This window comes from Acinetobacter sp. Tol 5 (genome assembly GCF_019702905.1).
GTDB lineage: Bacteria > Pseudomonadota > Gammaproteobacteria > Pseudomonadales > Moraxellaceae > Acinetobacter > Acinetobacter bereziniae.
In genome coordinates this window covers 4153608-4171277 of sequence record NZ_AP024708.1, presented here as the reverse complement: position 1 = coordinate 4171277, position 17670 = coordinate 4153608, and the positions used below count along the sequence as shown (strand labels likewise).

18 protein-coding genes are annotated in these 17670 nt (G+C 38.8%); 9 read left to right on the top strand and 9 right to left on the bottom strand.

The genetic code is table 11. The annotated features are described in order from the left end of the window. Positions 1-4 precede the first annotated feature (4 nt). Complete coding sequence (locus TOL5_RS19410) at positions 5-196, bottom strand: DNA gyrase inhibitor YacG (RefSeq protein WP_042089482.1); 192 nt, start codon at positions 194-196, stop codon at positions 5-7. A 73-nt stretch (positions 197-269) separates the two neighbouring features. Between TOL5_RS19410 and TOL5_RS19405 the strand changes: the two genes are divergently transcribed. The 3 genes from TOL5_RS19405 to TOL5_RS19395 all read left to right on the top strand — a co-directional run bounded on the left by TOL5_RS19405 (position 270) and on the right by TOL5_RS19395 (position 2628). Then, complete coding sequence (locus TOL5_RS19405) at positions 270-932, top strand: SAM-dependent methyltransferase (RefSeq protein WP_171064878.1); 663 nt, start codon at positions 270-272, stop codon at positions 930-932. After that, positions 922-2130, top strand: a complete 1209-nt coding sequence (locus tag TOL5_RS19400) for a TIGR03862 family flavoprotein (protein WP_058967628.1) — start codon at positions 922-924, stop codon at positions 2128-2130. Before TOL5_RS19405 ends, TOL5_RS19400 begins: the two co-directional genes overlap by 11 nt. Before the next feature lie 87 nt (positions 2131-2217). After that, positions 2218-2628 carry a GFA family protein gene (locus tag TOL5_RS19395; RefSeq protein WP_046760894.1) on the top strand — a complete coding sequence of 137 codons (411 nt, stop codon included), beginning with the start codon at positions 2218-2220 and terminating at the stop codon, positions 2626-2628. A gap of 94 nt (positions 2629-2722) precedes the next feature. On the opposite strand, the gene TOL5_RS19390 is transcribed toward TOL5_RS19395, so the two are convergent. After that, positions 2723-3055, bottom strand: coding sequence for a HopJ type III effector protein (locus TOL5_RS19390; RefSeq protein WP_151781103.1), 333 nt, complete (start codon positions 3053-3055; stop codon positions 2723-2725). A 73-nt stretch (positions 3056-3128) separates the two neighbouring features. Continuing rightward, the gene (locus TOL5_RS19385) at positions 3129-3830 is read right to left on the bottom strand and encodes an IS1-like element ISPa14 family transposase (protein WP_005157712.1); all 702 of its coding nucleotides are present in this window, start codon (positions 3828-3830) and stop codon (positions 3129-3131) included. Positions 3831-3997: 167 nt separating this feature from the next. Between TOL5_RS19385 and TOL5_RS19380 the strand changes: the two genes are divergently transcribed. After that, positions 3998-4837, top strand: coding sequence for a DUF2071 domain-containing protein (locus TOL5_RS19380; protein ID WP_151781102.1), 840 nt, complete (start codon positions 3998-4000; stop codon positions 4835-4837). Between the two features lie 118 nt (positions 4838-4955). After that, positions 4956-5336 carry a fluoride efflux transporter CrcB gene (gene crcB, locus TOL5_RS19375; protein WP_005034204.1) on the top strand — a complete coding sequence of 127 codons (381 nt, stop codon included), beginning with the start codon at positions 4956-4958 and terminating at the stop codon, positions 5334-5336. A 93-nt stretch (positions 5337-5429) separates the two neighbouring features. Here crcB and TOL5_RS19370 read toward each other — a convergent pair whose 3' ends face one another. Then, positions 5430-5678: a type B 50S ribosomal protein L31 gene (locus tag TOL5_RS19370; RefSeq protein WP_005034202.1), complete on the bottom strand. Its 249-nt coding sequence runs from the start codon at positions 5676-5678 to the stop codon at positions 5430-5432. A 299-nt stretch (positions 5679-5977) separates the two neighbouring features. After that, positions 5978-7276, bottom strand: a complete 1299-nt coding sequence (locus TOL5_RS19365) for an ABC1 kinase family protein (protein WP_139420410.1) — start codon at positions 7274-7276, stop codon at positions 5978-5980. Positions 7277-7475: 199 nt separating this feature from the next. On the opposite strand from TOL5_RS19365, the gene TOL5_RS19360 reads away from it, so the two are divergent. After that, positions 7476-7691, top strand: a complete 216-nt coding sequence (locus tag TOL5_RS19360) for a DUF1737 domain-containing protein (RefSeq protein ID WP_009584954.1) — start codon at positions 7476-7478, stop codon at positions 7689-7691. Between the two features lie 162 nt (positions 7692-7853). Here TOL5_RS19360 and TOL5_RS19355 read toward each other — a convergent pair whose 3' ends face one another. Next, positions 7854-9209: an MATE family efflux transporter gene (locus TOL5_RS19355; protein WP_139420408.1), complete on the bottom strand. Its 1356-nt coding sequence runs from the start codon at positions 9207-9209 to the stop codon at positions 7854-7856. A 43-nt stretch (positions 9210-9252) separates the two neighbouring features. Further along, on the bottom strand, positions 9253-9714 hold the full coding sequence (locus TOL5_RS19350; protein WP_005034196.1) for a DMT family transporter: 462 nt from the start codon (positions 9712-9714) through the stop codon (positions 9253-9255). Positions 9715-9792: 78 nt separating this feature from the next. On the opposite strand from TOL5_RS19350, the gene hemW reads away from it, so the two are divergent. Together hemW and TOL5_RS19340 are read left to right on the top strand one after the other, a co-directional pair. Then, positions 9793-10989 carry a radical SAM family heme chaperone HemW gene (gene hemW / locus TOL5_RS19345; protein WP_005034189.1) on the top strand — a complete coding sequence of 399 codons (1197 nt, stop codon included), beginning with the start codon at positions 9793-9795 and terminating at the stop codon, positions 10987-10989. A gap of 88 nt (positions 10990-11077) precedes the next feature. Then, a complete protein-coding gene (locus TOL5_RS19340; protein ID WP_139420406.1) occupies positions 11078-11563 on the top strand; it encodes a hypothetical protein in 486 nt (161 codons plus the stop codon). 751 nt (positions 11564-12314) lie between these two features. Here the strand turns inward: TOL5_RS19340 and TOL5_RS19335 are convergent. Further along, positions 12315-14138 carry an acyl-CoA dehydrogenase C-terminal domain-containing protein gene (locus TOL5_RS19335; protein WP_004825249.1) on the bottom strand — a complete coding sequence of 608 codons (1824 nt, stop codon included), beginning with the start codon at positions 14136-14138 and terminating at the stop codon, positions 12315-12317. A 232-nt stretch (positions 14139-14370) separates the two neighbouring features. Between TOL5_RS19335 and TOL5_RS19330 the strand changes: the two genes are divergently transcribed. Beyond that, positions 14371-16752 (top strand): hypothetical protein, encoded by a 2382-nt coding sequence (locus TOL5_RS19330; protein WP_151781100.1) that lies wholly within the window; start codon positions 14371-14373, stop codon positions 16750-16752. A 105-nt stretch (positions 16753-16857) separates the two neighbouring features. Here TOL5_RS19330 and aroE read toward each other — a convergent pair whose 3' ends face one another. Further along, positions 16858-17646: a shikimate dehydrogenase gene (aroE, locus tag TOL5_RS19325; protein WP_005034179.1), complete on the bottom strand. Its 789-nt coding sequence runs from the start codon at positions 17644-17646 to the stop codon at positions 16858-16860. Between the last annotated feature and the right edge of the window lie 24 nt (positions 17647-17670).

The following is a 17670-nucleotide window of genomic DNA, read 5'->3' as shown; positions in this document are numbered from 1 at the left end:
TTGATTAATCCTCATAATCATCTTCATGTCGTTTTTGATCCATTTGAGGCGCATCTTGAGTAGGAAGTTTATATTCATCATTCGCCCAGGCACCGAGGTCAATCAATTTGCATCGGTCAGAACAAAATGGGCGAAATTCATTTGCTTCCCATGTTGAAGGTACACCACATCGTGGACAAGGAAATGTTTTAGCCATACAGAAACTCTCATTTAGAAAAGCAAAACCTGCAAAGAATTGTTAAACTTGCAGCGATTTTTCTTAGTTTGATCTGATTATGCCGATTCGTCAATTTCAAGCACAGCGTATGCATGCTCCCCGTGATTTTCAATGTATTGAAAATACTCCTATTTGTGTGGAAATTGGGGCGGGGAAAGGCAAACATGCATTGTTGTTTTCAGGACAACATCCAGACTTGAGCCTGATTGCAATCGAGCGTACACGTGAAAAATTTGTGGCGATGCAAAAACAGCATCAATTAGAAGGGCAAACCAATTTAACACCAATTCATGCCGATGCATTGCCATGGGTTGTACATGCATTGTACCCAGCACAGGTGCAACAGTTGTTTATTCTCTATCCGAATCCTGAACCGCATAATCCAGCACAACGCTGGTTAAATATGCCTTTTTTTGAGTTTTTGATTTCTAGGCTACAGCCAAATGGCAGCATTACATTGGCCAGTAATATTCCCGAATATATCGCGGAAGCAGAGCAACAGTTACAAGACGTTTGGAAACTTCCTTACGAGAAACAAATTATTGCATCAGATTCAGCACGAACACATTTTGAAATTAAATACTTAGAACGTGGTGAGTTGTGTCAGCAATTGATTATTCGTAAGCCTGAGCATTATTTAACTCGTTTTGATGATATGCAACCTCGTCATGGGCAGGCAGCCGAGACATCATCCGAGCAAGCACATGTCGATTAAGAGAGTTGCAATTGTTGGTGCAGGTCCTGCAGGTTTAATGGCGGCAGATGTTTTAAGCCAATATAAAAATTATGAGATTCATGTTTTTGAACAAAAGCCATCGGCAGCACGTAAGTTTTTGATGGCGGGAAAAACGGGACTGAATATCTCACATGCTGAAACGTTTGAGCAATTTATTCAACGTTATGATCAAGTGGAATGGTTGAGACCTTGGATTGAAAAGTGGGATGCTGCTTGGATTCAAAAGTGGATGCAAAGTTTAGGCATTGAATCTTATGTAGGCAGTTCTGGGCGGATTTTTCCTGTAGAAATGAAAGCTGCACCACTGTTAAGAGCATGGTTGAAGCATTTAGTTGGGCAACAGGTTAAGTTTCATTATCGTCATCAAGTTACTGACCTGAAACATCAGCAACTCAAGATGATTGATTTAAAAAGTAATCAAATCAATGAGCAGAAATTTGATGCGATTATTTTGGCATGTGGTGCTGTGTCATGGTCTCGTTTAGGCAGTGATGGCGCATGGCAAAAATGGTTGTCCTCATCTGAAATTGAAACTTTTCAACCCAGTAATGCGGGCGTAGTTTATCCATGGTCAGACTATATGCAGTCTGTTTTTGGTCAGCCTTTAAAGCGAGTAGATGCTTGGGTTGAGCCTTCGGTTAAAACTCAAGGTGATATCGTTATTACCCATTATGGCTTGGAAAGTGGGCTCATCTATAAGCAAGGACGCTCATTGCGTCAACTGATTCAACAAAGTCAACCACTCGTCATGTATCTGGATTTGTTACCCGATCAATCTATTCAGCAATTGGTACAAAAATTACAGCCATCTAAAAAGCAGTCGACTGCCAATATTTGGCGTAAAGCAGGCTTAGACACAGCAAAATCAAGTTTGCTACGTGAATTGGTTGATAAAGCGCTTTGGAATGATCCAGAACAGTTGGCGCAACAGATTAAACACCTCAAAATCGAATTACAGGGATTCCGCCCTATCGAAGAGGCGATTAGTTGTGCAGGTGGTGTCAAAGAACAAGCATTGACTCAGGATTTACAACTCAAATCTCATCTTTCTGTGTTTTGTTGTGGTGAAATGCTGGATTGGGATGCACCGACAGGTGGATATTTATTGACGGCTTGTTTTGCTACTGGTCGAGCGGCAGGTGAAGGCGTGCATCAATATCTTTCTGACCTGTTATAAAAAAGGATTTATTTCCGCTAAAAGTAGATATTTTGTGCTAACTTGATGGAGTAACTAATCATTTTGCACATGGTGAGATTTTCAAAAATGTCTGCTGAAAAATTATATACAGGAAGTTGTTTGTGTGGAGGGATTCATTATGAGGTTCATGGTGAAATAGGTCCAGTCATCCAATGTCATTGTAAACGTTGCCGAAAAGCAAATGGTACGGCATTTGCGACCAATGCACCCATTCAAAAAGCAGACTTTAAAATCGTAAAGGGTGAGTCGTTGCTAAAACAGTTTGCATCAACCGAGACTACCACGCGATGTTTTTGTCAAGAGTGTGGCTCGCCGATTATCAGCATCAAAGCTGAAGCTCCAGAGACCTATCGTTTAAGAATTGGAACACTCGACACGGCATTGGAACATCAACCCACCATGCATATTTATGCAGCCTATAAAGCAGAGTGGGATCATATTTGTGATGGTTTGCCACAATATGATGAGCGACCATAAGCGCAGAATAAAGGGATCAATTTGATCCCTTTATTGTTTTAATTGCGATATGTAGCTTGAGCCAATTCATTGATGTTTACAATGATGATAGATCTTATTTCGCAGTTAAAGCTACACCCTCAAATTGAATGCCATCCCAACCATTTTGCATAAATTGACGAATATTTTGATGATCTGACGCATCTGGAGTCGCCAAAACAGAAGCATAGTGTTCTGCGAACAAGTTCAAGGTTTGCTGTTGGTCGAGGTGATTTAGCTGAGCAAAAGAAAAAACTTTAGCACTGCCTTGGTTTTCTGTTGCTGCATTATGTTGTTGACCATTTTGAAATGCGGTTGGGGTATGTGTATAACGCGCTTCAATATGTTGAATAACATCGGCAAATTTTGCTTCGCCAGCTTGAAGTTGTTTCAATAAATCTTGAACCATGATTTGAGAATTCCATATTCAGTCGTGCACATAGCATAACCTATCGGGTGGTGTTTCAAAAAGTATGCTGACATTAAATGAAGCCATTATTGATGTAAAAAAAGGTTAAGTCGAAAGCTTTAAAATGGTTTTCAATCTTTTTTGAAAAATTACAACTCCTTCTAAAACCACGCCTAATTCGATGCCTTATTTTGCAATTATTACCTTCAATACCTACAGTAAAAAATTTACCAATACTTTGCTTGCAGTTTTTAAAAGCAGTTATGAAACTGTCCCAATGATCACTTGCAATTCGGGTGTAGTGAATACCTAATTGTTTAAGCTTTGTCTTCAATCGTTGAACTGTAGCTAAGTCTCTTTTACCCCAAACATAAGCAACAATCTCACCTGTTTCTCGATGGTAGGCGTAAATAAGCCATTGTTTATTATTTTTATTTCCCACAAAAGTCCAAAACTCATCAACTTCAAGAGACTCATAATGACTTTGTTTAGGCTGAATTTGGTAGGTCGATTCGGTTAAAGTACGTAAAACTTTACCGATACTGATTCGCTCAACTTCAGCGATATCTCGTATACCACTACCTCTGACCATCAACTGTAATATTTTTCGAGTAATGCCTGAATTACATCCTAGATAGCTCAGAGCATGGTCACCAATAAACTGACGTTTACAGTCTTTGCACTGATAGTTTTGTTTCCCATCTACTTTGATGCCATTTTTCTTTATACTGTCACCGAGGCAGGTTGGACATTTGATTTCTAGAGTTATTCGCATTTCTCTATTTTATCAAAATTCAACCTGCTTTGTTTCAGCATACTTTTTGAAACACCACCACCTATCGTTTATAAATCAGTAATGTTCTTAAGTGTTTTGCCAGATAAATTATTTTTTAAAGCTATTTGTTAGAATCAAATGCTTGAAGGGAACAGTCATCGTGCCTTATGAACCGACATCGTCTTAAAAAACAAACTGCAGGTGTTACTTTAAAACTCATTGCATTTTTTGTGCAATGCCCATTTTTACTTCGTTTACGCCGTATCTTGATGCGTTTTATTCCCTTTTTGCAGTTACAAAGTCAGGTAAAAAATATTGTTTATTTGTCGTGGTTGGTGGATATAGAAAAAGTCCGTTCACGCTATCCGAGTCATGTTCAATTGTGGGAAAAACAAGGTAAAACGATTTTTAGTATTTTGACTTACCAACACCAGCATTTTGGCTTTTCTTTTTTAGGTCGTTTACGTCTATTAATGCCATCACCTCGACAAAGCAATTGGCGTTTTTATATTACACCTGAGCAACAAGACAAAACGGTGATTTTTGAACAGGTCATGATTGATCAGAAACTGTATGTACTTAGTGGGCGTTTAACAAGTGATGCGATGCCTGCACAATATGCTTTGCAATTTGTTCATGAAAGACAAGATGATATTATTCAGACACAGATTGAGCTAGATGCACTTTATCGACTTTCCAGCGCAGTTAAGGTCAAAACAGATCAGCAACTCCCTCAAGCTTGGCACCCTTTGTTTCCTTCATGGAAACACGCTATTGCCTATCTTGTGGATCAAGATCATGCTTGGGTGGAATGGGTTGATCAGCCTGAACGTTTGTCACAAGGTGATATTGAAATGCCTTTTGATTTTAATCAAATTCAAGCAGCACAGGTGCTAAATATTGATTGTCCATTACTACAACAGTGGGAAGTTCGGGAACAAGATGTCTTTGCATTTGTGGTTCCTGCATTGAACTTTTATGTAAAGAATGAGACACCACTCGATTAGATTGCTTACTATTGTTGTGTAAAATTGTGGATAACTATTGGGTTATACACAAACAAAGTGGCATTGCGTCGTTAGTGTTAAAAGAATTGATTTAAAGAAGATTGAAGGACGTTAGAACATGAATTGGCTATTGGTCGCATGTGGTGGAGCAATTGGTGCAAGCTTACGTTATGGGGCTGGTTTTTTGATTTCTAAACCTCTCAGCCTTTTTCCTTGGGCAACATGGTCAATTAATATTTTAGGGTGTTTTCTGGCAGGAATTTTCTTTGCTTTTACCCTACGTTATCCAATTCTACAACAAGAAACACGCTTGTTTTTCATGGTGGGAATCCTCGGTGGATTTACGACTTTTTCCAGTTTTGGCTTAGAAACCTTTCAACTCATTCGCCAAGGACACTTTCCTATTGCGCTGGCCTATACAGTTTCCAGTGTTATTGTCGGTGTCGTCTTTTTAGCGATTGGTTTTTATATTGTGCAAATGATTTTATCAACAAAATAATATAAATCTCTGTTGCACTTCATCAGAGAATCTAAGAATAAAAAAAAGCCTAAGTTTAGAGGGGTAACTTAGGCTTGAACAACAGTTTTAAACTTAACGTTTAAAACGTGCAAAACGTTTATTAAAGTTGGCAATACGACCTTCATTGCTTGCTTGACGGATTTCACCCGTATAGAAAGGATGAGAAGCACTCGATATATCTAATGTTACATAAGGATATATTTTACCTTCATGTTCTTTGGTATTTGCAGTCTTGATCGTGCTACCAATTACGAAGAATGCATTTGCATTGGTGTCATGGAACAACACTTCACGATACTCTGGATGGATACCTGGACGCATGATTTGATCCTCTCATTATTTTGACTTAGTGAAATATTATAACATAACATTAAATTTGTAAAGCCTATTTAAATTTGAGTAAAATCTGTCAGATAAAAATGATTTCATATTGCTGAAAATAAAAAAGAAACCTAAGCAGGAGGAGGGTGCTTAGGTTTCAAATATGGTTTTAATTTAAGATGCTTAACTTAAAATAAAATTAATCACTATCGTGAGAGAGAATGATTACTCAATTCGAGTTTTAACGATACATCCCCTGATTCACTCACTGTAAAATGACCTTAGTTATCAACCTTTTCTTAATCTTGCAGTGGAACCAGTTCTTCGAAAAGGTCATTCAAATTATCATGAACTTTCAGTTGAATCAGATTCCAGTATTGCCCTGAAATGGTACGATTTACCATTAAAGTATCTGGAGATGGTTTGAACACATCCCAATATTTCAGAGATTTTTTCACCAATTTAATACCATCGTGATGGGCTGAGTTTTCAGCAAAATCATAATGTGTCGTCAGTGGGCGTAATAAAACTTCGAGCCATACTTGATAAAGCTCCTCAGGGAACTCGCCTTTTTCAGCCAATGCATCCAATGCGGTTAAATGCTCTTCAATGCTAGCAATATCTTGTTTTCTCGCAGCTCTGACTAAAGCCTTAAAATGGGTAATGATTTCATTGGATAAGGTTTTTACTCCACCAAAATCATAAATAATTACACTGCCATCTTCACGGAAAGCAAAATTGCCTGGGTGTGGATCGCAATGGAAGCGCTTTAAGAAAAAGATCTGCTGACCCAGTGCTAGAATCAAACGACGACCAATCTCATTGCGAATATCTAAGTCCCAAGTGCTTGCAGTTTCAATACTTTCACCTTTTTCAAGGCTTAATGTCAGGATTCGACGACTTGAGTATTCAGTAAAAACTTTAGGAATAATAATTTTGCTATCCAAAGCCTGATGGAAAGTTCGAAAAACTTGCAGATTTTGCGCTTCAATTTCGTAATTTAACTCTTCATGCAAACTGTCTTGGATTTCTTTAAATAAACGGTCTTGTAGCTTTTTATCAACTTTAAGTACCCCCATAAGACGTAATGCTAGGCGAACTTGTTTTAAATCACTTTCACAAGCCTCATCCACACCTGGGTACTGAACTTTAACCACCACTTCCGTGCCATTTTTCAAAGTTGCTTTATGTACCTGACCAATTGAGGCTGCGGCAAAAGGTTGCTCATCAAAATATAAAAAGGCTTGATCAATGGGTTTGCCAAGCTCTCGTTCGACTTGCTGCTTAATTTCAATAAAGGGCATTGCAGGTGCTTGGCGTTGTAATTTGGCAATGGCACGAGCAACTTCTGGCGGAAAAATATCTTTGTACTGAGAGGCGATTTGCCCAACTTTCATTACAGCACCTTTCATTTCACCTAAGGTGTCTGCGATTTGTACGCCAATATCTTGAAACAGCTTGCTGCGCGCTTCATTTTTCTGCTCTTCATCTGCATTGAAGTTACGAATTGAATTTGATACCGTTTTTGTCGCAATACTTGCAGTCATACTGGCAAGTTTCATAAAGCGGCGACCGGGTGTACTGGTACTTTTCGACATTCGTAATCATCCTTCAGTTTAGATTAGATGTTTCATTTATTTTGATCATAGGCGACTATTGTTAAACTGCCTACTCTAATTTGTTAAGCGTTTGTTTCTGCTTGGCTATTTTTGATATTTAAACTCGTTGGACAGTATAAGCCTGTTTTTGTGTATTTTGGATTAAAATGTTTTCACATATTCATATAGTTGTAGTTGGATGAAAGTTTATCGTTATTTAACGGGCAAAGATGATGTTCACTTTTGTGCAAGGGTGAGCAAAGCGCTTAACGAAGGTTATGCGTTATACGGCGCGCCAACCATGACGTTTAATGGTACGGATGTGATTGTTGGGCAAGCAATCATCAAAGAGGTTGAAGATGTATCGGAAATGTCTGAGAAATTTCAACATGCCTATCAACTTCAATCTGAATAGATGGAAAAATTTAAGTTCATCATGAACTTTATATGATCTGGTCAAGTCACCTGAGGATTTAGACAGATGATGTATTGTTTAGGTGATATAACTCAGTTTGGTTGACTTGATTTAGAAAAAATAATGCTGCTCATAAAACAGCATTATTTAAAATTTTAATTATTAGTTTTGTGCTAAGCGTTTGTTATTGTTATATAAGCGCATAAGCAATAAGACGCAAGCAACCGTTAATCCAATAATTAAACCTGTCCAGACACCCGCCGCACCCATATCAGTATAACGTGCCAAATAGATTCCAATTGGAAAGGCGATGATCCAATAAGCCAGCATCGTGATCCACATGGGTCCTTTGGTATCCTGCATTCCACGTAAACAACCAGCAGCACTCACTTGCCAAGCATCCATGAGCTGATAGCCAATTGCAAATAGAATCAAATAAATGGCAGCTTGAGATACATCATAATCACGCGTATAAACAGAAACGATTTCTGGACGTAATAGCAACAGTAATAACATGGTGGTACAGGCAAATAAGGTACTGGTCATTAATCCAACTTTTTGCACTTTACGCATGGCGAACCAATTTTTTTCACCAAAATAGGTTCCTGTACGAATCGTCAGCGCCAAAGCGAGTGACATTGGGATCATAAACAGCTGAGAGGTGACGGATAAGGCAATTTGATGTGCGGCAACCGTAATCTCCCCTAATGGACTGAGCACAATTGCACCCGTACTAAAAATACTCACTTCAAAGAAAATCGCTAAGCCAATCGGTAAACCCAGTTTAAGAATACGCTTGATGAGTGCACTGTCCATTTTCTCAAATTTACTCAAGGGTTGAGTCGACTGATAACGCTTTGCTCTGAAAATATAAGTACTGATTGTAATGAACATGAGCCATTGCAATAATGCTGTGGCGAAACCGCACCCCGCGCTACCTAGATGTGGAATCGGTCCAATACCATACATAAAAATAAAGTTGAGTGGAATTTGCACCACCAGTGCCACGAGGCTGATCACTGTAACAGGACGTGGATAGCCCAAGGCTTCAGAATAACCTCGTAAAGTTGAATACATGGTAAATGCAGGCATACCAAATGCAATCGCATGTAAAAACAAACTGGCTTTCGGAAGTAGGGACTCAGGCACACCAACAAGCGGCAATAATAATGGAATGATTTGTAGAACCATCATTCCAATCAAGCCAAGTAAGAAAGCAACCCATAACGATTGACGTACGATGGATGGTATTTTTTCAGGCGTACGAGCGCCGTTGGCTTCAGCAACCAAAGGTGTTGTGGCAATCATGATACCGCTGAACAGCAACATCACTGGAATCCATAATCCAACCCCAACAGCAATTGCGGCGAGATCTTCGGCAGACATATGCCCAGCCATGATGGTATCAATCAATCCAAAGCCTGCGGCAGCAAATTGAGTGATCAAAATCGGCAGCATCAAATGAAAAAGTTGCTTTAATTCAAAGCGGGTAGTCGTGGCTTTTACTGATACAGACACAGATAATACTCGTTTTAAATGTGCTTAAGAAAAAATAAACTGGTTAGCGTTGTAGAGTGAGAAGCACACCTATAAAAATCACCACGCCACCTATAAGACGTTGCCAGTTGACTGGCACTTTATCTGTACCCAATACACCAAAGTGATCAATGATCATTGATGTGGCGATCTGCCCGAAGATAATCAACCCTGAAAGGGTTAAGAAACCAAGTTTAGGGGCAGTATAAATACTAATACTAATGGCATAAACCCCAAGACAACCCCCTAGCCAGAGATACCAAGGAATCACAGCGAAACTGTGTAGTGTTGGTTTTTGTTCAGACTGGAAGATTACCAAAACTACGAGCAATAGTGTACCCACCAAAAAAGATAAAAGCGCGGCTTGTAAAGGGGAGTAAAGATATTCACGCAGTTGCGTATTGATGGCTGTTTGAAACGCCATAGCAATACCAATGCCCATGGTGAGTGGTAAAAGAAATAACAATTGACTGGATAATTTCATCATTCTTGTTCATCTACTTTTTATTGCGCATATCCAGTCTAAAGCAATTTGATGAGTTGTTCTAATCAGAAGCTAGAAGTCATGTTAAAATTAATTATTCTGTTAGTTGCTTTGAGCTTTTCTTTGACTGCTTTAATCCCTCAAAATATTCCATTATCGCTTTATATCCATATGCCGTGGTGTGTGCGTAAGTGTCCATATTGTGATTTTAATTCGCATGCTGTACCCGACGGAAAATTGTCTTTAGATTTGGAACAGGAATATCTACAGGCATTGGTTGAAGACTTTAAAACGCAAATTGAATTTGCCCAAGGGCGAGAAATTCATAGTGTGTTTATTGGTGGAGGAACGCCGTCACTTATTTCAGCTCAAGGTTATCAATGGTTATTTTCTCAATTAAAAGCCTTACTGCCTTTTGAGCAGGATTGTGAAATTACTTTAGAAGCCAATCCGGGAACAGTTGAACATGATCCTTTTGCAAGTTATTTAGCTGCAGGTATTAATCGATTATCCATAGGCGTGCAAAGTTTTAATACCGAACATTTAAAGAAATTAGGGCGTATTCATTCCAATGATGATGCTGTTTCAGCGATTCGAAATGCTCGAGAAGCAGGTTTTCAACGAGTGAATGTTGACTTGATGCATGGATTACCAGAACAGACCTTGGAACAGGCGTTATACGACTTAAAACTGGCTGTTGAAAATGGTGCGACACATATTTCCTGGTATCAATTAACCATTGAACCCAATACAGTTTTTTTCCGTACACAACCGATTTTGCCAGTCGATGATGTTTTAGAGGCGATACAGGAACAAGGTGAGCAATATCTAAAAGCCAGTGGTTTTATCAATTATGAGGTATCTGCTTGGCGTAAAGAGCAACCATCAGCGCATAATTTGAATTACTGGCAATTTGGTGATTATCTGGCAATTGGTGCAGGAGCACATGGCAAAGTTACTCAAACGGATGGTGTTTACCGCTATCAAAAGACCCGTTTGCCTAAAGACTATTTAGCCAAAGTGCCTGCTGAACATTTGCAGTTTAAACGTATCGAAGATGTTGAGATGCCGTTTGAATTTATGATGAATGCTTTGCGTTTAAATGATGGTGTCGTTGCTGAACTCTATACTGAACGTACAGGTTTGAATCTTGAGGATTTAAATGAGCGAATCAGCCCATTAAAACAGCGTCATTTAATGGTCAATGATGCAACACGCTTGTCCTGTACGGCGCAAGGGCATATATTTTTAAACTCTGTTTTAGAGGCATTTTTATAAATATATTGCTCAAAATAAACAGCAGGAGATATCCAGTTTTGTTATGCTGTGACTGAAAATAAATATTTTAAATCTTTAGGTTATAACAATGAATAAATATCTCATCAGTCTGTTTTTTGCCCTAACAGCAATCTCAATTGCTCACGCGAAAAGTGCAGTTCCCCAGTTTCGTGATTATCCTGTGAAATCGGTATATACGGGTAAGACCGCCAAACTGGATATTTCTGATCCAAGTGCCAATATGTTTCGTACTCGACTGAGAGCAGCATTAAAGGAAAAACCAGATTTTGCGGGGGAATATGTCAAGACCATGTGGGGTTGTGGTGCAAGTTGTAGAATGTATTCTTTTGTCAATAAACGTACAGGGCAGCTGTTAGCTGATGGTTTTGGTGGTGAGACGCGCCCAGATGTGGTTGAAACTCGTGCAAATAGTCGTTTATTGGTGACCAAAGACCAGCATATGGATCAAAACTATGACGTGGAACAAGTGACTACACGTTTTTATGTGCTTGAAAAAAACGGCTTTAAATTGCTTAAAACCATCGTTGAACCTGTGTCAAAAAATCAAAAATAAGGCAAAACAAGAGATGATTTTTTGGATTTATGCACATAAATTTTTAAAAACTTAGCATTTATTTAACCTGAGTTCGATAAAAATCCTTGATGAAAGATGATACAGCCAAACCGCCTGATTATTCATACAAGTGATTTGGATGATTCATTTATTTTGTACTTTTTGAATCATTGATGGTCTTGCGATCTTGAGGCGACATGGATGTCGCCATGTTGAGCGGGGGTAAAGGATGTACCCCTCGCTCAACGAAAGATTTTTGTCACTTTTCATCTCTGAAAAGTGAGGCATCGCCTACGCAAAACAATTTAAACTTTAGCACTAAAGCGTGGCAGTGCAAGCTTTAGATCATCAAACAATCTATTGATCGCCTTCATTTTATTGATCAGAGCAATGAAACTATATTGATGGTGGCGCTTACGGAACTTCGCTCCTCATGCCAAAACAAGTATGGCGAGCTCTTGCGGAGCTCCGCTCCTCATCCAAAATCGGATGAAAATCCAGCAAAAACCCACATAGATTTATTATTTTTCAATGAGTTGAAGATTTGATTGCATCGAATTCACGTTATTTAGTATGTTTTAGTGCATGGTGGGTGACTAAAAATGCGGAAAAATCAGCTTTCTATTGTTATAAACGAGTAGAAAAGAGGATGAGTTATCGCATATTCCAGCAGAATTTCAATTAACTTTCCTTAAAAATACAAAAGAGCGCCGAAGCGCTCTTTCTATTTTTCTTAGCGAAAACCTACATATTAGTAGTCAAAACTAAAATGTTCAGCTTCAAGTGACATCATGGTCTTAGATGGGTTGACCATCGACTCAGCATGCCCTTGTGCACGCGGTAACAATTGCTCAAAGTAGAAATCAGCAACTTTGATTTTTGCTTTATAGAACTCAGGAACTTCAGCACCATTTCCTGACGCCAATTTTTCAGAAGCCACGGCTGCTTGTTGTGCCCAGTAATAAGCCATCATTGCATAACCAGAGAACATCAAGAAATCTACAGAAGCAGAAGAAACGATGTCACGGTCTTTACGTGCTGCAAGCATGATACGAACAGTTAAAGCATTCCATTGCGCACAGATTTTAGTTAAATCCCATGCAAAGCGACGCATATACTTGTTACGTGCATGTTGACCACAGAACTTCAAGATTTCAGCGGTGTATTCACGAACCACTTTACCTTTAGAAGAAAGCAATACTTTACGCCCGATCAAATCAAGTGCCTGTACGCCAGTTGTACCTTCATACAAGGTTGAAATACGTGCATCACGTGCAATTTGTTCCATGCCATGTTCTTTAATATAACCATGACCACCAAAGACTTGCATCCCGTGATTTGCAGCCTCTAAGCCCATTTCTGTTAAGAAGCCCTTGAGAATTGGCGTATAAAAACCAAGTTTATCGTCATATTCATCAAATTTTGCTTGATCACCTTGCGCCAAAGCATCAGTCATCTTATCAGCCAATTGAGCAGCATGATAAATCATTGAACGACCACCTTCAGCAATTGCCTTTTGGGTCAATAACATGCGACGAACATCAGCATGGTGAATAATTGCATCGGCAACTTTCTCTGGATCTTTTTTACCTGAAAGTGCACGCATAGACATACGATCTTTTGCATAAGGCAGCGCACCTTGGAATGCTAACTCAGCATGTGCAAGACCTTGAACTGCAGTACCAATACGTGCAGTGTTCATGAAGGTAAACATGGCATGTAAGCCTCTGTTTACTTCACCGATCAAGTAACCTGTTGCAGCATCAAAGTTCAATACCGCAGTTGCTGACGCACGAATCCCCATTTTGTGTTCGATTGAACCACAAGTCACTGGGTTGCGTTCACCAATACCGCCATCTACCGTTGGGATAAATTTTGGTACGATAAATAATGAAATCCCTTTTGTGCCAGCAGGTGCATCTGGTAAGCGCGCAAGTACGATATGAATGATATTTTCAGTCAGATCATGTTCACCCGCAGAGATAAAGATTTTTGTACCAGTGATGGCATAAGTTCCATCTTCTTTTGGCTCTGCTTTGGTTTTAACTTGTCCTAAGTCTGTACCACATTGTGGTTCAGTCAAACACATCGTACCTGACCAAGTACCAGCAGTAAGATGTGGCATGTAGGTTGCTTTTTGCTCATCTGTACCAAATTGCATGATGGTGTTCATACAGCCCATGCTTAAACCTGGGTACATCGTGAATGACCAGTTTGCAGTTCCCATCATTTCTGATTTAATCAGATTTAAAGACATTGGTAAGCCCTGACCACCAAACTCTTCTGGGTACGACAAACCTTGCCAACCACCTTGAACGAATTGATCGTAAGCTTCTTTAAATCCTTTTGGTGTAGTGACTTCACCTTCTTTAAAATGGCAACCTTCTTCATCGCCAGACTGATTCAAAGGAGAAAGCACATTTTCACAAAAATCTGCTGCACCTTCTAAAATCATATCAATCGTATCAGCATCGGCATTTTCGCCAATTGATAATGTTTTATAGTGCCCAGAATAGTCAAAAACTTCGTTGATTAAAAAACGAATATCACGGAGCGGCGCTTTATATGCTGGCATGTATTTAATCCTAATTTAGAAATAGTTTTGGATATTCAATCGATAGTTTCATTATTCATAATCATATGAGAAATACATTGATAAGACTCTCTAAAAGAATTGTCAGAAATGCGAATTTGGTAGAAAAAGTACATGCGAATCTGTTGGTTTTTTGATAGTATTGAACAGTTTGTTTTTGTAGTTTCATTGCTATTTTTAGTATCTTTATAATATTGAAGTGAGTCAATCTCTCATGCATTTAAAAAAATTAACATTATGTCTTTTAGGTTTGAGTTTGTCGGCATGTTCAACACATGTGATTAAAAGTAATGCTTTAAATGCAGATCAAGACGCTCCTCAACGTGCAATTCAAGGGTTTAATGCGCTGTATGAATATCCTAATTTTGATTATCGTGGGCAATTTCAAGTTCATTTAGATCGCCCACAGAAAGATCAAAATCTAAAGTCTACGGATTCAAAGCAACTAGATCCTGCCATTGAAAAAAAGGTCAATCAGTATTTAAAAGATCAAAAAATTAAACTGACAGATATACAGAAAAAAGAACTTTATCAAGCGATTGCGAAACAGGATTCAAACTATATCAGTCGTTTTGTCGGCATGGGAGCAGATGTTGTTCAAAATATTGTCAATGATTTGCAAATTCGATACGACGGAACAGTGAATTATCGCCAAAAAATGGCATCGTTTAATTTAGAAACACAATACAAAAAGCCAAATTTATCTGTGGAAATGCGTATTCCTACAGTTTTGGATATGAATAATTATAAATTCTATACCCATATTTTTTCGATCATGCCTTATTTGGCAAATTCTCAAGATCAAGACAAATATGCGTATTATGATTTTTCAAAATATAAAGATGATATTAACAAGGTGAATGGCAAAGCCTTGATCGAGTTGCTTAAACAGTCGGGTGCAACTTCATATTTAATTGCCGCGCCTCATCAAATTCAAAATCTTGCAGTGAGTTCTGCGGACAAGCAAGCAGGAATCGTTGAAAAAATTCGCTTAAATACGTCAGTAGAAGAAATGTTCTTACAAGGGCAATTATACTCTACAGTGAATCGTCAATATTTGATGAATTCAGTGTTTGGATTGAATCAATCTAATATTGCAAAAATCCTAGGACCGAGTAGCGACAGTCAGGCAAGTGATGCGGCTTATGAAGCTGCTCAGGAAGCGATGAAAGCTGCAGATGAAGCGCTAGCAGGCATCACATCGAGTGATGATAGTGCCAATGATGCATCAAGCGCAATGTATGAACTTTACAATGCCGTCAATCGTAAGTCTCATGAAGATTTAGAGGAAGAAGTTGAAGCAGGGGATGCAGCACAAGCACGTGCTGCTGTAGAAGATGACGAAGACGATGCGACTGCTGATCAAGATCAAGAGCGTGATTCTGACGATGAGGCTGTTGAAGCCGCAGCAGACGGCAATACGACAAAAATCTTAACTGAGCAACAATGTGAAGATTTGACCAAAGCTAAAGTAAATCCTCGTTTTGGTGATGTGGAGTATTGTCAATATCATTACGAAATAGACGTCTTAAAAGGTGAGCAACAAAAAGAATCCTCATCAGATACTGCGTTGAGAGAGAAAAATAAGACTGCATTGGTCAGCACATTTAATGGCTATGCGAAAGATCAGTTGGTCGATGCGCAACAATTTAAACAATTGTGGAATCAACATCTCACTGAGATTGAAAGCAGTTTGCCAGCTCCAGACAAACGTAATCCACTGATCGTTGATTTGTCATTGGACAATAAAGGACGAGCAGTTAAAGCAGATTATGATATGGGCTTAGATTTAGATACCTTAAATCGTAAGTTAAACATTAAAATGGACATGCAATTCCTTAATTATGGCAATGCAAGCAAGATTGATCAAAATGTTCTCAAACAGGCGAAGCCTTTTAAAGAGATCTTTAAAGGCAGCATTATGGAACAAGCGGTGGGTGGAATATCGGGTTCAGAACGTAGTGATGAGCAAAAATACTTAAGTTTAGATGAACGTTTAGAGCAACTGGCAGAACAAGTATTTGCACAAACTGGCTCTTATGAAAAAACCTATAAAGCAGTGTTTATCGCAAAATTGACTGCACAAAAGCCTGAATTGATCAAACAATATTCTGCTCAAGATTTACAAGAAATCGCAGCAATTTATGCTTATTCTTACTCAGATGAAGCAATCTACAATCCAAAAGGGCAGGCTTTGAAACAAATTCAAGCCCTACAGAAAAAGCATCATTTAGAAGATGATCATCAGTACGATGATGAACTTGGAAATGATGTAGATGAGATTGTTGCTAAAATCTGGAAAGCTAAACAAAGTACTTTAGAGGTGCAGAGTTTAGTTAAAAAATATAAAACAACCGAAGCTGTGTTTGCACAATATTACATGCAGAAGTTTGAAGCAGAAAATGAGATTGAAAAGTCTCAGCGTGGAGAGTTTATAAAAACAGCAAAAGTTTTAGCAAAATCTTATGTTGCATTTAAAAATAATAAGTTTAATGATCAAGTCGTATCGACATTGAATGTTGATTCTAATGAATTTATTGATTATGACTTATTCAAGCAAGCTTATCAGGCATTGAGTGATGCCAAGTTAAAGTAATTGTCTTGTAGCGATTGATAAAAAAGAACCTCAATAGAGGTTCTTTTTTTGATGCTTATTCTGTCCTAGATAAGCATTCTACACAGCTTATACATCAGTATACATTCAGAGAAAATCTTTTAGATTTGGACGGACACCATTCCAGATATAAAATGCCTCTATTGCTTGCCCAACCAACATACCAAAACCTTCCGAGCTTGGAACTTGACGTGCTTTGGCTTGTTCAATAAAACTTGATGCTTTGCCATATGCCATTTCATATGCATGATTAAATGTTAATGTTTCAGGGAGTATAAGGGCGTCACCACTTAGGCTTGCTGAGGTCGCATTGATAACAAGATCAAATTGTCCCTGTAATGCTGTTAAGCTACAAGCCATCAGCTGTGCTTCAGGCACGCTGTCTGCTAAGTCTGCAACCAATTGTTCAGCACGAGCAAGTGTACGGTTGGCGATCACGATTTTTTTTACCCCTGCTTTTACCAACGGATAGATGACACCCCGAGTTGCACCACCTGCACCAATAATCAGCAAGTCTGCATCCTTTAAGTCCCAATCCAAAGCTTTAATGGCATCGACCAGACCTTGACCATCTGTATTGTCTCCGTGTAGCTCACCATTTTCCATCCATAGCGTGTTTACAGCTTTGGCAATTTTTGCGCGTTCAGTAAGTTGCGTACACATGGCAAAAGCTTGTTCTTTAAAAGGAACTGTGACATTGATTCCTACGCCATTTTGAGAGAAAAACTCATGCACACTGCTTTCAAAACCATCTAGTGGGGCTAGACGTCTGCTGTAATTCAGATCAATACCTGTTTTCTTTGCAAAAGCATGATGTAACTCAGGAGAACGAGAATGTTCAATCGGATTGCCAATGACTGCGAATTGTTTGCTCATGTCCAATGTCCAAGTATTGATAAT